Source organism: Leisingera sp. SA215 (assembly GCF_055902035.1).
On record NZ_JBVVXU010000009.1, the window covers coordinates 15,030 to 29,772 of the forward strand.

General features: G+C 61.1%; 14 protein-coding genes and 1 pseudogene. 4 read left to right on the top strand and 11 right to left on the bottom strand.

From position 1 onward, the window contains the following. Positions 1-16: 16 nt before the first annotated feature. From AC0KW6_RS11390 to AC0KW6_RS11415, 6 genes are all read right to left on the bottom strand, one after another. Positions 17-646: an OmpA family protein gene (locus tag AC0KW6_RS11390; protein WP_474034930.1), complete on the bottom strand. Its 630-nt coding sequence runs from the start codon at positions 644-646 to the stop codon at positions 17-19. Positions 647-661: 15 nt separating this feature from the next. Next, positions 662-2,068: a type II and III secretion system protein family protein gene (locus AC0KW6_RS11395; RefSeq protein WP_323782042.1), complete on the bottom strand. Its 1,407-nt coding sequence runs from the start codon at positions 2,066-2,068 to the stop codon at positions 662-664. 214 nt (positions 2,069-2,282) lie between these two features. Next, the gene (cpaB, locus tag AC0KW6_RS11400; protein ID WP_323782039.1) at positions 2,283-3,140 is read right to left on the bottom strand and encodes a Flp pilus assembly protein CpaB; all 858 of its coding nucleotides are present in this window, start codon (positions 3,138-3,140) and stop codon (positions 2,283-2,285) included. A 97-nt stretch (positions 3,141-3,237) separates the two neighbouring features. Next, a complete protein-coding gene (locus AC0KW6_RS11405) occupies positions 3,238-3,414 on the bottom strand; it encodes a hypothetical protein (protein ID WP_323782036.1) in 177 nt (58 codons plus the stop codon). An 84-nt stretch (positions 3,415-3,498) separates the two neighbouring features. Beyond that, entirely contained in the window at positions 3,499-3,681 is a 183-nt protein-coding gene (locus AC0KW6_RS11410) for a hypothetical protein (protein ID WP_474034931.1), read from the bottom strand. Between the two features lie 314 nt (positions 3,682-3,995). Continuing rightward, positions 3,996-4,178, bottom strand: coding sequence for a hypothetical protein (locus tag AC0KW6_RS11415; RefSeq protein WP_474034932.1), 183 nt, complete (start codon positions 4,176-4,178; stop codon positions 3,996-3,998). A gap of 355 nt (positions 4,179-4,533) precedes the next feature. Here AC0KW6_RS11415 and AC0KW6_RS11420 point away from each other — a divergent pair, with 355 nt between their 5' ends. Continuing rightward, positions 4,534-5,340, top strand: coding sequence for a lytic transglycosylase domain-containing protein (locus tag AC0KW6_RS11420; protein WP_323782026.1), 807 nt, complete (start codon positions 4,534-4,536; stop codon positions 5,338-5,340). Positions 5,341-5,345: 5 nt separating this feature from the next. Here the strand turns inward: AC0KW6_RS11420 and AC0KW6_RS11425 are convergent, their stop codons facing one another. Then, positions 5,346-5,915: a TetR/AcrR family transcriptional regulator gene (locus AC0KW6_RS11425; protein ID WP_323782022.1), complete on the bottom strand. Its 570-nt coding sequence runs from the start codon at positions 5,913-5,915 to the stop codon at positions 5,346-5,348. 378 nt (positions 5,916-6,293) lie between these two features. On the opposite strand from AC0KW6_RS11425, the gene AC0KW6_RS11430 reads away from it, so the two are divergent. Continuing rightward, entirely contained in the window at positions 6,294-6,770 is a 477-nt protein-coding gene (locus AC0KW6_RS11430) for a hypothetical protein (RefSeq protein ID WP_323782019.1), read from the top strand. A 718-nt stretch (positions 6,771-7,488) separates the two neighbouring features. Here the strand turns inward: AC0KW6_RS11430 and AC0KW6_RS11435 are convergent. Next, positions 7,489-8,118, bottom strand: a complete 630-nt coding sequence (locus AC0KW6_RS11435) for a 3-oxoacid CoA-transferase subunit B (protein WP_024090962.1) — start codon at positions 8,116-8,118, stop codon at positions 7,489-7,491. Then, positions 8,118-8,840, bottom strand: coding sequence for a CoA transferase subunit A (locus AC0KW6_RS11440; RefSeq protein WP_474034933.1), 723 nt, complete (start codon positions 8,838-8,840; stop codon positions 8,118-8,120). The genes AC0KW6_RS11435 and AC0KW6_RS11440 overlap by 1 nt, the downstream gene beginning before the upstream one ends. Positions 8,841-9,362: 522 nt before the next feature. Between AC0KW6_RS11440 and AC0KW6_RS11445 the strand changes: the two genes are divergently transcribed. Both AC0KW6_RS11445 and AC0KW6_RS11450 read left to right on the top strand, forming a co-directional pair. Continuing rightward, complete coding sequence (locus AC0KW6_RS11445) at positions 9,363-9,491, top strand: hypothetical protein (RefSeq protein ID WP_323784007.1); 129 nt, start codon at positions 9,363-9,365, stop codon at positions 9,489-9,491. Positions 9,492-9,921: 430 nt separating this feature from the next. After that, positions 9,922-10,258, top strand: a pseudogene (locus AC0KW6_RS11450) (IS5/IS1182 family transposase); the annotation flags it as partial. Between the two features lie 293 nt (positions 10,259-10,551). Here AC0KW6_RS11450 and topA read toward each other — a convergent pair. Both topA and dprA read right to left on the bottom strand, forming a co-directional pair. Continuing rightward, positions 10,552-13,179 carry a type I DNA topoisomerase gene (topA, locus tag AC0KW6_RS11455; protein WP_474034934.1) on the bottom strand — a complete coding sequence of 876 codons (2,628 nt, stop codon included), beginning with the start codon at positions 13,177-13,179 and terminating at the stop codon, positions 10,552-10,554. A gap of 195 nt (positions 13,180-13,374) precedes the next feature. Beyond that, positions 13,375-14,556: a DNA-processing protein DprA gene (gene dprA, locus AC0KW6_RS11460; protein WP_323784305.1), complete on the bottom strand. Its 1,182-nt coding sequence runs from the start codon at positions 14,554-14,556 to the stop codon at positions 13,375-13,377. Between the last annotated feature and the right edge of the window lie 187 nt (positions 14,557-14,743).

Below are 14,743 nucleotides of genomic sequence, written 5' to 3' on the forward strand. Positions count from 1 at the left end.
TGGCCGCGGAACCCGGCTACTGCAGCGTGCGCTCCAGCGACTGCTGAGTGGTCAGGGTGGTGCCCGGAACCGCGCTTTCCAGATATTCGCGGTAGATGATCTGGGCGTATTTCCCGTCCAGCACCGTCGGGTGGCGCTTGAGAAAACCGCTGACCTCGGTCACCGTCCGGCGGTTGCGGCGTTCGCGCTCCGGTGTCGGGATCAGCGGCTGGGTTTCACCATAGGAGACCACTGCTTCCAGCCGGCTGCGGCTGATGCCGCGGGACACCAGATAGTTCACAGCCGCGCGGGCCCGGCGCAGGCCAAGGGATTTGTTGTAGGCATTGCTGCCGACCGCGTCGGTGTGGCCGAAGACGCGGAAGCGCACTTCGGGGAATTGGCTGATCCAGACCGCCTGGCGGTCCAGGACCGACCGTGCGGTCTGATCCAGCCGGGCACTGTCAAAGTCGAAGTTGATCGTGGTGGGCACTTCCTTGGCGAACCGGCTGGCCAATTGAATGGCAAAACTGCGTTCGCCGCTCATCACCGCTGCATTGCTGAGGGTCGACTCGCCTAAACCCCCCGAACGGTTCAGCTCATGGCCGGCCTCCCGCTCGCAGGCGGCCGCGGCCAGAAGAATGCCGAAAATTGCAGCGGTTCTGATCATCTGTGCCACTCCCTATCAGTCCAGCACGTAGCCGTAAGAGCCATTGAAATCCTGTTTGGCCACTTCGGCAGCCGGGCCGTTTTTGCTGCGGGAGGTGCGCCCGAACAGGAACAGGTCCTTTTCGCTCGGCGGCGCCACCCGGTCGGTCGGCAGGGTCAGCGCCTCACCGCGGGTCGGGGTGACCAGATGGGCGCTGACGATAATCACCAGCTCAGTCTGCTCGCGCTGGTAGTCGGCGCTGCGGAACAGCGCGCCCAGCACCGGCACATCGCCCAGCCAGGGCAGCTGCGAGGAATTGTCGAGGAATTCGTCGCGGATCAGACCTGCGATGGCAAAGCTCTCGCCGTCGCGCATTTCCACCGTGGTGGAGGTCTCGCGGCGCGAGAAGGCGTCGATGGTCAGGCCGCTGAGTTCAAGCGAATTGGACGGGTCGATGGCCGAGACCGCCGCGTTCAGTTCCAGATTGATGAGATCGCCGTCGATCACCCGGGGGATGAAGTTCAGCTCGATGCCGAACGGTTTGAAATCAACCGTGATGACACCGTCTTCCTGTGCAACCGGAACCGGGTACTCACCGCCGGCCAGGAATTTCGCCTCCTGCCCCGACAAAGCGGACAGGTTGGGTTCAGCCAGGGTTCGCACGACGCCCTTCTGTTCCAGAGCTTCCAGCAGCAGGCTGACCTGCACAGAACCGGCATTGAAGCCGAACAGGAAAGCGCCGGTGTTCTCGTTGGCGGCAGGAATGTTGCCGGCCAGCGAGTTGGCCAGCGCCGGGGCATTGTTTAGAGTGTTGGTGCCGCCGGTGCGGCCGCTGCCGGTGCCGCCGTTAAAGCCCAGCGAGGCGCTCAGGGATTTCGAGACCGAACGCTGCATTTCGGCAAAGCGGACTTTGAGCATCACCTGCTGCACGCCGCCGACCGACATCAGATTGCTGACCCGTTCCGGCGCATAGCGTTCAGCCAGGTCCAGCGCCCGCTGCAGCCGCACTGCGCTGGACACGGTGCCGGACAGCACGATGCCGTCATTGGCGGTGCGGACTTCGATTTTTTCATTGGGCAGGATCTGGCGCAGGCGTTCCTTGAATTCGGTCACATCCGCGGCCACCCGCACATCGACATTGGTGATCAGCCGGCCGGAGCCGTCCAGCAGCGTCAGCGTGGTCAGGCCGGGCGATTTGCCCAGCACATAGATCGTGCGGTCGGACAGGGAGGAGATATCGGCAATGCTGGGGTTGGCAATGCTCAGCTCAGCAAAAGGGATTTCGCTTTCCACCACCACGGCGCGGTTCATCGGCACGTCCAGCCTGGATGCCGTGCCTTTTTTCACCACCCGCAATGATTGCGCTGATGCCCCGTCTGCCTGCGGCATACCAATCAGCGATAGACCCAGCAGGGCCGCCGCTACGAACCGTCCAATTGCCATGTGACCTGCCTTTCCGATCACGCCTCAAAATACGGGTCTTTTTGCCCGCTCTTTCGGGCACTGTGGTGCAGATCCCGAATTATTGCAAGAATCAATGGCTTCGGGGGAGTTCCTGACCAGAGGCCAATGTGGGGCCTGCGCAACAGGCAAAACAGCCGCCCCTTGCTGAGAAAGGACGGCTGAGCCTGTAAAGGGCGGCGCGAAAATCAAAATACTAGTTGCTGCAGGGGATCGGAATCTCCACAACCTCTGCTCCGCGGCGGGTGCGGATTGTGCAGACTTTTTCCTTTTCCACTTCTTGCGGCGCTTCCAGGGCACCCAGGCCCAGCAGGGAGCGCTGGTCCACTTCGACAACCGAGGCGATTGTGTCATCGCCGGCGCCGACCAGGGCCAGCGACAGCCGCCCGGTGGTTTGCGCCTGTGCCAGCGCGGCGACCTGCTTGGGGTGGGCGGCAACGGTGACGGTGCGGGCAATGATGGCTTCGTTGATGTCGCCGCCGGCGCTTTGGTCCACGGCCACCAGTTCCACATTGGTTTGGATCAGGCGGGTGACTTCACCGCGGGCGCCGGCCGAGCCGGGCATCATGCCGGTCCAATAGACGTCCACCTTGTCGCCAGGCCGCAGGAAGCCCGAAACGCCGGAGGAGACATCGACCTTGATCGCAAAGGCGCGCATGCCGCGCTGCAACCGCGAGGTAATGCCGGCGTCTTTGCCCGGCGCGGTAACCTTGACGGCCATGATGGCTTCATCCGCTTCCATGGCGCGCAGAACCACTCTCAAATCATCGCCGGCTTGCGGTGGAAACAATGCCTCCAGGGTTGTAAAGGCGCCCTCGGGTATGGCGTTCTCCGGCCAGCGCACGGCACGCACGGCTTCCTGGGACAGCCGCTCGCCGTATTTCAAGGGCTTGGTGGCGACGAAGACATCCACCATCGGCACCGCCTCGGCACGGGCCGCGCGTTCGCGGGCCAGTTCATTCTGATAGGCCGAGATATAATTTTTGGCCATCATGACGGCGCCGCCCGCGAGGGCCACTCCGACGATCAGCACAAGTCCGAAAACTGCACGCATTGTGTTACCTCTCATACATTTCAGCCGGCACCCCGCGGGGCGGAGCCGGCTGCTGGATTGTTCAAGCTGTGACTGGAACTCCGCGCTTCTGCCGGATTCAGCCGAACGACCAGTTGGACATGTAGGCGGCAATTGCTTGCGCCGCGCCCAGGGCGCCATCTTCCATTGCCGCTGCAATCAATGCTGCCATCCCGACGATTGCAGCGCACAGGACAACCCAGTCGACGGTAACCGCTCCGTCGTCGCTTGCGATATATAAACGTAGCTTTTTCACAGTCTGAACCTCGCTGCCAAAACGGTTCCGGGGTGGAGGCGGCGCCAGATGGAACTGGCGCCGCCAAACCGTTTCATACTGCGCTTAGCTGCCTACGGTTGTGTTGGACAGGTAGGAGCCGGTTTTGCTAGTCAGGTCCGATGCGCCATCTTGGATGGCGGTATAGACCACGCCGCCCAGGGCGGCCACAGCTGCGGTCAGCACAACCCAGTCAACAGTCACGGCGCCGGAGTCGTCTTTGCGGAAGTTTTTGAAAAACTTGATCATGGTTGGTCCCTCCAAGGGAAACGATTGTGATGTTATCTGCCCAGTCTGGTTATGTTGGTCAGCTCTCTCCTTCTGACCATCCCGTCTGGGGATGAGGCTATTAAACTATGTGAATGGGGCGTTAATGGGGCGCAATTCCGTGCTTCAGCTAAATGAAAATTTTTTTTTGTGCTATCGTATTGAAGTTGAGCTAAATTATGTTCTTTTGGCGTGTCGCTTTGCATTGCAGTTCTTGTGGACTGATAGAAGCGGAAACGAAAAGAGCCGCCCTTTGTGGGCGGCTCTTCTGGATGTGCTGCATGCTAGTGGAGCGTTTAGCTGCCGACGGTTGTGTTCGACAGATAGGAGCCGGTTTTGCTGGTCAGGTCCGATGCGCCATCTTGGATGGCGGAATAGACAACGCCGCCCAGGGCAGCAACGGCCGCGGTCAGAACAACCCAGTCAACAGTCACGGCGCCGGAGTCGTCTTTGCGGAAGTTTTTGATGAATTTGATCATGGTTCGGTCCCTCCAAAGGATCTCTGAATGTGTCATCCCGCCTTCTCGCCAGGGTCTGCTCTCTCACCTGCTTGACCACTGTCCGGCTTGGATGACTACATATAGCCAGTCCAGCGTGGCAGGATTTGGGCTGAAATCCGCATGGAGCCGCCCAATTTTTACTTTTCAGCAATAAAATCTCTATCCATCTGGTTTTGCTGGATTAATTTTTTGTTACCGTTTCGAGTCCCGTGATATTTCAGCGCCAGTCCGGGGCAAATAAGGCGGTTGCGCCAGATTCTGGGGCAGGAATACTGGCCTTTGGGCGCCAATTTTTTCAGGTTGGAACGGATTGAAACCACAGGCAGGCAGGGCAATGTTGATCCGGACCGCAGTATTGGCGCTGGCAGCCTGTGCCATGCCACTGGCTGCAGTGGCGCAGGAGGTGCAGCCAAAGCCCTTTCCCCAGTTCGAGGCCAAACGCATCAAGCCGCCGGCCCCGGGCACTGGCAAGCGCATTACCATACAGATTGAGCCGGAACCTGAGGAAGAGCTTCCAGCGCCTGCGGCAATTACCGCAGACAGCGGTGCAAAGCCAGCCGGCCGTTATGGCTGGTTCTGGGACAAGGTCGCCTTTGGGCTTGAGGGATCAGGGCCGGGGCGTCTGGATGACGCCCTGCAAGCCCTGAGCGGAGCCAAAGGCATGGCCGCCCCGCGTTTGCAGCTGATGCAGGACATAGTGCAGGAACGCGGAGTGCAGATCCTGACCGAAAGCGTCGGCACCGAGGTGTCGCCGGCCCTGGTCCTGGCGGTGATCGCAGTCGAATCTGCCGGCAAGGCAGATGCGGTCAGCTCGGCCGGGGCGCAGGGGCTGATGCAGCTGATGCCCGATACCGCCAAACGCTTTGGGGTGAGGGATGCACTGGAGGCGCAGCAGAACATTGCCGGGGGTATTCAGTATCTCAACTGGCTGATGGGGGAATTCGGCGGCGATCCCATTTTGGTGCTGGCCGGCTACAACGCGGGGGAAGGGGCGGTGCGCTCGCATCAAGGGGTGCCGCCCTATGCCGAGACGCGCGATTACGTGCCCAAGGTGCTGGCGGCCTATCAGGTGGCGCGCGGCCTGTGCATGACACCGCCGCAGTTTCTGTCCGACGGTTGCGTTTTCCGGCTGGGTAAATAGGGCGGTCAGCTGTTTTTCAAATAAGGCTGCAACAGCATCCGGGCGGTTTGCAGCGCGTCCTCTGCCGGATCGGGAGTGACCGACATGGCAGCCAGGACAATGGCGCCTTCCTTCAGCATCAAAAGCCGCCGGGCCAATGCCGCCGGATCAGGCGCCCCTGCCGATCTGGCCAGGGTGGTGAAATGGTCCAGCAGCATCTGCTTGTGTTCGCTGGACTGCCGGTACACCGGATGCGCGTGGTCCTGAAATTCGGAGCTGGCCTTTACAAACATACAACCGGCAAATTCGGGCTTGCCGAACCATTCCCGCAGGGCGGTGAAAATACCGATCAGCTGTCCCGCCGGTGTGTCCGAAAGTTCCTCCATGCGGCCATACAGCCAGCTGCGGAAGTTCGCGTCCCGCAGCTGCAGGACAGCAATGATCAGGTCATCCTTGGTGCGGAAATGCTTGTACATGGAGGTCTTGGAGACACCGGTTTCCTTGACCAGCGTGTCCATTCCCGTGGCGTGAAATCCGCTGCGGTAGAACACTTCCAGGGCTTTGCGGACCAATTCATCTCGTTTGTTCGGGCGCATGATTCGTCCTTATATGTACCGGTCTGTGCATACATTTGATTCCTTGAGGCGAAAACGCAAAATTTTTTGTTGTGTAATTTCAATGGTGAGCGGTCTGAATGTCCTGCTGCATGCAGGCGGCGGCAGTTTTCTCACGTTAACGTGCCGGCCGGTAAATACAGGGCGTAGGAGTTGACGGAAAGGTACACCTCAACAGCTTTGAACGGTGCCATTTCAAGGCCTTTTGCAAACCTGAAAAGGGGGCGGCCAGCCCAAGGTGCCGTCGCCTGAAAAAAATTGCAGAAGTTTGGCGAAACCGGCGGGCGGCGGACATTATTCCGCCCTATTTAATTGATTTCTGGCGGGTATTTTCAAGCTTTACGATAGTGGAGGCAGGTTTTGAATTTTGGATTTGACCCGTCGGCGGTTGCCGCGGGTTCGCAAGAGCTGACCAGCAACTTTGTCCTGATCGGGATTATTGCATTTGCGGGTTTTTTCGGGCGGCTGGTTTTTGTGGCCTTTGCACCGGGCATTGCCAGGGCGGCCCCGTTCAGAAACTTCACCGCGCCCGGTTTCATCCTGCTGGCGGCGGCGCTGTTTGCCGGCGGGCTGTATCTGTCGGGCAGGATGGTCAAGGCGCAGGTGCTGGTCAGCCGCCACCTGGTGGATCCGGTCATCGTGACGCTGCTGGGGCGCGACAGCTGTGATCCGGCCGATGGCAGCTATTGCGTAGTGGTGTTCGAAGACGGCAGGGAGAAAATGGTCAACTGGTACGACAAGCGGGTCTATATGTGGGAAATCGTCAACCCGCCGGAGGGCGCCATATGGCACTCGCAGCGGCCGCCCGCACGGCCTGTGCCCGCAGCCGGGATTTGACTGTAAAACGGTCTTCACAGGAAAGGCGTGCCGGAAACCGTGACGCATTCCGCGAATTGGGACGCAGCGGGGCCCTGGCGGAGATTTTTCGCCGGGGCCTCTTGATTGAGGTGGTATTCAAGCAGGCCCGGAATTGCTCCAACCCGGTTTTCCTTGGATGAGCCATGGCCAGTGGAGCAGACGGCGAGGGGCCGGCGCTTTGCCCGGGCACGCATTTGCGCCGGGGCGCATGGCCGGTGTCTGATTTGCCGGGGGCGGTGGCACGGCGCTGCGGGATTTGCGGGTCTCCTCCGAACCCGGGACACGGACCGAACCAGTTGTAACTGACGCGGCAGATGTTGAAGATTTCCACGGGAACAGCCGGATAGAATGAAGGGCGCTTGGATCAAGCGATCCGGTGCGTCTTTTGGCGCTTTCTGTTCCCGGAGTTCTGTCTTCGCGAAGGCCAGGTGAGGCGGCTGCAAATCCGGCATATGCCGCATTTCTTTCCGGCATCCGTGAGCGATGAAAACCTGCTCAGATCATTGATCCTGGCCTCATTCCTTTCGAATGTGGCAGCAGGACGGAGGCCCCGCATCGCCCAAATCATTTCACACCAATGCAATTCGTAAAAAGAACACCTGCCGAGGGTTTTCCCGGCAGGTGCTGTCTCAGTATCCTGAATCCCGGAATGCGTTGCGGAAACCGGGGGTCCCGGTTTGTCACGTTTGAACCGGGATCAGTTTACCAGGGTGGCTTGGGTCGCGCTGCGCATCTCGTCTTCGCTGACGCCATCTGCGAGTTCGACAATCTTCAGACCGCCGTCCACGACGTCGAGAACACCCAGGTTGGTAATGATCCGGTCCACCACGCCCTTGCCGGTCAGCGGCAGGGTGCAGTCTTTCAGAACCTTGCTGTCGCCGTGTTTGTTGGTGTGGTCCATCACCACCACCACGCGGCCGACACCTGCGACCAGGTCCATGGCGCCGCCCATTCCTTTGACCAGCTTGCCGGGGATCATCCAGTTTGCCAGATCGCCGTTTTCAGCCACTTCCATCGCGCCAAGGATCGCCATGGCAATCTTGCCGCCGCGGATCATCGCGAACGACTGTGCAGAGTCGAAATAGGCAGTCTGCGGCAGCTCGGTGATGGTCTGCTTGCCGGCATTGATCAGGTCCGCGTCCTCTTCGCCTTCAATGGGGAAGGGGCCCATGCCCAGCATGCCGTTCTCCGATTGCAGGGTCACTTCCACGCCTTCCGGGATATAGTTGGACACCAGCGTCGGAATACCGATGCCAAGGTTCACATACCAGCCGTCCTGCAGTTCCTGCGCGGCGCGTGCCGCCATCTGATTGCGGTCCCAAGGCATTATGCTTGCTCCTTCTGGCGGACAGTGCGCTGTTCAATGCGTTTCTCGTGTTGGCCTTGAATAATGCGGTGCACATAGATGCCGGGAAGGTGGATCGAATCCGGGTCCAATGAGCCTGTCGGCACGATTTCCTCGACTTCGGCCACGCAGACTTTGCCGCAGGTGGCGGCAGGCGCATTGAAGTTGCGGGCGGTCTTGCGGAACACCAGGTTGCCGGTCTCATCGGCTTTCCAGGCCTTTACGATGGCGAGATCGGCAAAAATGCCTTCTTCCATGATGTATTCTTCCATGGTGCCGTCCGGGCCGGTGGGGAACTGCCTTTCGTATTTGCCGTCGGCGATCACGGTGCCGACGCCGGTCTTGGTGAAAAAGCCCGGGATGCCTGCGCCGCCGGCCCGCATCCGCTCGGCCAGGGTGCCCTGCGGATTGAACTCCAGTTCCAGTTCACCGCTCAGGTACTGGCGCATGAACTCGGCGTTTTCACCCACGTAGGACGAGATCATCTTTTTAACCTGCCGGGTCTGCAGCAGAATGCCAATGCCGAAGTCATCGACACCTGCGTTGTTGGAGGCAAAAATCAGGTCCTTGGTGCCTGCGTCCTTGATCGCCTGCAGCAGAAGCTCGGGGATACCGCAGAGGCCGAAGCCCCCGGCAGCGATGAACATGCCGTCGTGAAGCAGCCCGTCGAGCGCTTCAGCAGCGTTGGAATATACCTTCTTCATGGAGTTCTCCCAGTATGCCGGTTGCGGGATTTCTGGCTGCCGGCAGGGGCAGAGTCAATGAATACGGAGAGTGACACGTATTTCTACTGAGGGCAGAGAGGGGGATGCTCCCGCGCCTTCCCGGAGCCTTTGCCTGCGGCAAAAACACCATGAAGCTTGAGCGTGGCGCCGCTGTGCGGCGCAAATGGGGGCTTCCCTGAGGCGCCTTTAAGGTTCAGGCTTGGCCTTAGACGCCATGAACGGTTTCTGAACAGACTGGGTCAGCGGGCTCTCCCAGGGCATTCTCCGTTCGAGGGTTGCGCCCGGTTGGCGGGTGCTGTGCCTCAAGAATGGGAGAGAGCACATGCTGGATAGCACGTTCATCGGGCAGGATGTCCACAAGGCGACGATCTCGGTTGCGATTGCAGAGGGAGGGTGTACGGGGCGGAGAGGTCCGCCACCTGGGGGCGGTGCCGCACCGCCCTGATCAGCTCCGAGCTGCCGCAGGCTGTCCGCGATATCGTCTGGAGAGGACAGCTCAGGATGTGCCAGCGCTACCGGCATCTGGTTGCGGCCGGAAAAGCCAAAGTGGTGGTCATCACGGCGATCACGTGCGAGATGGCCGGCTTCATCTGGGCGATCGCCCGCACCATCTCACCCGCCAAAGCCTGAGGAGACTACGAACAGCGACGCCTAGACCCTTTCCGATGCGCAGGGTTGGGGACGGAACGCGGTGGGGAACCCTAATGCCCTGTTATGGGCCGGCACTGTCGACGCCCGATCCTTGGAGCGAGGCAGCGGCAGGATGAAACCACGGTCACGCGGTAACCAACCCGTGCATGAGAGCTTGCTCAACCGTCGTCTCAGTTCCGTCTCCTGTCCTGAGCATCCACATCACACCCTGACCGGTCCCGCCGGAAGAAGTGGCTATGAAACAGAGGCTTGACAACGATCATGAGAACATTCCGCTGAAGAAGCCGGGGCTCGACGCGGCCTGAAGGACATGATTCAGCCTCAGCAGCATTTTGGCGGGGGGATGATGCGAGGGACGGACGAAACGAGCGGGTCGCTGTTCAGCTATGCCGCGCTGGACATGCTGTAGCGCCCCTCCCCCGGATCGCCCCGTCAGCCGACCTTGGGGGCCGGCAAGGGATGCGATGCGGCCGAATTCGTCGCGGATCTCCGCCAGGCCTGCGTCACCACGCACGTCGCCAGGAAAGCGAGGCATTCAGCAATCGACGGGCGCCCAACCCGGCACAAAGGCTATGCCCTGTCCCAGAAGCACCGCAAGAGGATCGAGGGAGACTTTTGGCAGGACCAAGACCATTGGCAGTATGGCCCAGACCGTCTATCGCGGCGTTGAGCGGGTGCGGTCCCGTTTCACCCGGACGCTCGCCGCTGGAAATCCCGTCCGGCTGCCCCGCTTGCCGGCGCTTTGAGGCTGGATGAAACGCACACGGGCCTGCGTCCAGCCACCCGATCTAGATTATGCCCTGGAAGATCGATGACGGATCATCCCATCAGGGAACACAGCGTCCGGCTGACCTGAAGCTGTTCTGCACCATGTCAAGGGCAAGCCGCTGGCGCGGCTGCACCGGCCTTGACCCGCTGCGCAACATGTCCGGCAGTCGCGGGCGCGCCGCGCCAGCGGCGCCGGGCCCAACGGTGAGGGCGCATGCCAATGCGCCTGGAACCGGCGGGAGCGCTCCACCCTGGCCCATGCCGCCGGGTGTCACTCCTTGGCCGCGGCCTTCTTCGGCGCGGTTTTTTTCTTGGCTGCGGGCTTTTTGGCTGTGGCTTTCTTCTTGCCGCCCTTTGCGGATTTTTCCGCAATAAGCTCCACCGCCATCTCCATGGTCACGTCCTTGGGCTCGACATCCTTAGGCAGGGTGGCGTTCACCTTCTCCCATTTGACGTAAGGCCCGTAGCGCCCGTCCATGATATTGATGGCACCGCCGCTGTCGGGGTGATCGCCCAATTCCTTCAGCGGCTTGGCGGCGGCGCGGCTGCCGCGGCGGCCCGGGTTGGCGCGTTTTTCTGCCAGCAGTTCCACCGCCCGGTTCATGCCGATTTCAAAGACATCATTGGGGTCTTTGAGGTTGGCGTAGACCGGTTTTTCCTCCTCCGGCAGCTGATGCATCAGATAGGGGCCGAAGCGGCCGAAATTGGAAGAAATCACGCCGCCTTCGGGGTGTTCGCCGATCTGGCGCGGCAGGCTGAGCAAGGTCAGCGCCTTTTCCAGGTCCATATCGTCCTTGTTCCAGCCTTTGGGCAGGCTGGCGCGCGGCGGTTTTTTGTTCTCAGGGGTTGCTTCTCCGCGCTGCACATAAGGGCCAAAGCGGCCGGCCTTCAGATGGATTTCATCTTCGCCGTCCATGCCCAGCAGGCGTTCATCGCCATCAGCCCCTTCGCCGGCGATGGGACGGGTGTAGGTGCATTCCGGGTAATTGCCGCAGCCGACAAAGCCGCCGGTGCGCGAGGTTTTCAAATGCAGCTGGCCTGCGCCGCATTTGGGGCAGATGCGCGGGTCGCTGCCGTCTTCGCGCGGCGGATAGAGCTGCGGCGCAAGTGCTGCGTCCAGCACGTCCAGTACCTCGGTGATGCGCAGATCGGAGGTTTCCGAAATGGCGGCGGAAAAATCGCGCCAGAACTTGCCCAGCAGATCCTTGTAGTCGCGCTGTCCTGCGCTGACGTCATCCAGTTCTTCTTCCAGATTGGCGGTGAATTCATAGCCCACGTATTTGCGGAAGAAATTCAGCAGGAAGATGGTGACGATCCGGCCTTTGTCTTCGGGGAACAGCCGGTTCTTGTCCTTGCGGACGTACTCGCGGTCCTGGATCGTGGTGATAACGGAGGCATAGGTCGAGGGGCGGCCGATGCCCAGCTCTTCCATGCGCTTCACAAGTGTCGCCTCGGTATAGCGCGGCGGCGGCTGGGTGTGGTGCTGCAGCGCCAGCACGGCACCGTCTTCAGAAAGCACGGATGCCTCTTTGCCGGCCTTGTCAGCCTGGGCCGCCAGCGAAGACGCAAATTTCAGCGCTTCGCCTTCCATGATCTGCGGAAGGCGCTTGTCGTCCTCGTCGGCCACATCATCGCGGCCTTCTTCATAAACCCGCATGAAACCGTCAAACAGCATCACCTGTCCGGTGGCGCGCAGCACGACCTGTTTGTCATCCGAGCCGATTTCGACAGTGGTGCGTTCCAGACGGGCACCTTCCATCTGGCACGACAGGGTGCGCTTCCAGATCAGGTCATACAGCTTGCGCTGATCGTCATCCGTGACTTTCAGGCTGGCCGCGTCGCGGCTCATATCCGTTGGGCGGATACATTCGTGCGCTTCCTGGGCGTTCTTCGCCTTGTTCTTATAAATCCGCGGAGAGGATGGCACATACTCTGCGCCGTAACGTGTTTCGATCTCGGCCCGGGCGGCCTGCACCGCCTCTGGCGCCATGTCGATGCCATCGGTTCGCATATAGGTGATGTGGCCGGCTTCATACAGGCGCTGGGCGGCGTTCATGGTCTGGCGCGCGCCCATGCCGAATTTGCGGCTGGCCTCCTGTTGCAGGGTAGAAGTCATGAACGGGGCAGAAGGGTTGCGGGAGGCAGGCTTGGCCTCGACCGACAGCACCGACAGCTGGCGCGATGCCACGGCCTGAACCGCCAGTTCCGCAGCGGTGGAGTTTTTCAGGCTGTATTTGTCCAGCTTGTCGCCGCCCAGCACCGCCAGGCGCGCCTCGAACTCCTGGCCGCGCGGGGTCGCCATCTGGGCCCGCACCGACCAGTATTCCTGCGCGTTGAACGCCTCGATTTCCATTTCGCGCTCGACGATCAGGCGCAGGCAGACGGATTGCACCCGGCCTGCGGAACGCGCACCCGGCAGCTTGCGCCACAGAACCGGCGAAAGGTTGAACCCTACCAGATAGTCCAGCGCGCGGCGGGCGAGATAAGCCTCGACCAGCGGCATGTCGACTTCGCGGGGGTTCTGCATCGCCTCGGTCACCGCTTCCTTGGTGATCGCGTTGAAGGTCACCCGGCTGACCGCGGTGTCCTTCTTGATCGAGCGCCGCTTGGTCAGCGCCTCCTGCAGATGCCAGCTGATCGCCTCGCCTTCGCGGTCGGGGTCGGTGGCGAGAATCAGCGCATTGTCCTCTTTCAGCGCGTCGGCAATCGCCTTGACGTGCTTGCGGGAATCATTGCCGACCTCCCAGGTCATGCCGAAATCGGCTTCGGTATCGACCGAGCCATCCTTGGCCGGCAGGTCTCGCACATGCCCGTAGGACGCCAGAACCGTATAGTTGGAGCCAAGATATTTGTTGATTGTCTTTGCTTTGGCCGGGGATTCGACAACGACTACTGGCATAAATTCTGTACCCTCTTCGGACCGCTTCTGCGGGTTCTATGGCGGGGCAGGATGTGGGGCGCAAGGGGAGATTGTCAATCCAGGCGCAATGAACAGACCGGGCAACCGGCCATATCCGGTGATATTCCGATGGATCACACCAGCCTGTGGCCGCGGTCCGGGGAGGGCGGCAGAGGCAAGGCAGAATGTTCTGGGTCAGTCTTCATTTTCCGGAAAGGCCTTGAGCAGCAGCCCGCCCGGCTGGCGCCGGATCGCGCCTTCAAGCTCCAGATCCGTTAGCGCCGGGGCCAGCTGCTGCGGCGGCAGGGAGAGGTCGCGCAGCAGGTCGGTTTCGGAGGTCGGGGAGGGGCCCAGCCTGCCGAGGATCTGCTGATGGAGGGCGTTGGTCTGCGCCAGGCTGCGCCGTTCGGGCGGCGGCGGCGGCAGGCCGGCCAAGGCCGGCTGCGGACTGGCGGCTGATGGCGCTTTGTCCTGTGGCGGGTCTTGCGGCGGCAGCGCCTCCAGCACGTCAGCGGCATTGCGGACCAGCTGGGCGCCGTCGCGGATCAGCTTGTTGCAGCCGGAACTGCGCGCATCAAATGGGTGACCGGGCACCGCCAGAACCTCGCGCCCGTAATCCAGCGCGTCCCGGGCGGTGATCAGGCTGCCGGATTTCGCGGCCGCCTCCACCACCACGACGGCGCTGGACAGGCCGGCAATGATCCGGTTGCGTTTGGGGAAGTCGCGGGCCTGCGGCGTCTTGCCCATAGGCTGCTCTGACAGGCGCAGCCCGTTTTCGATAATGCCTTCGGCAAGCCGGGCGTTGTCTGCCGGGTAGATCACATCGGCGCCGCCTGCCAGAACGGCAATTGTTCCCGTTTGCAGCGATGATTGATGTGCAGCGGTGTCGATGCCGCGGGCCATGCCGGACACCACGGTATAGCCAGCCTCGCCCAGGTTCTGCGCCAGCGATCTGGCCATGCGCAGCCCCAGCGAAGACGCGTTGCGTGCGCCGACCATGGAAATCATCGGGCGCTGCAGCGCCGCAAGGTCGCCAATAGCCCACAACAGCGGCGGCGCATCTTTCAGGCTGCGGAGAAGTTCGGGGTATTCCGGGTCGCCAAAGCACAAAAGCCGCGCTTTGGCGGCTTTTGCGGTCCTAATTTCAGCGTCTACCGCCTTGGCGGGGCATGTTTCATACCCTTTGATACCTGCGGAACGTGCCACTTCGGGCAACGCATTCAGCGCGTTCTGCGCTGAACCATATTCGGCGAGCAGCCGGTGAAAGGTCACCGGGCCGACCCGTTTAGAGCGCAAAAGGCGAAGCCAGGAAAACCGGGTATCTTCCGTGGTGGGTGGGAGTGGGGGGTGAGTGGAAGAATGTGCTTCTTCGGTCATCCGCAGCTCCGCCTGTTTGCAGAATAAGAATTAACCTTAAGGGGGTTAACAGGCGGTGAACGGCAGAACGTTTTTGGGCAATTTCACGAAAATTTTCCCGAGACATCAGGATAAATGGAAGATGACGGTTCAACCAGGGGGCTGGCGGTTGTCCAGACTGCAAACCGGCCCGGAAGTGCTGGCTCCC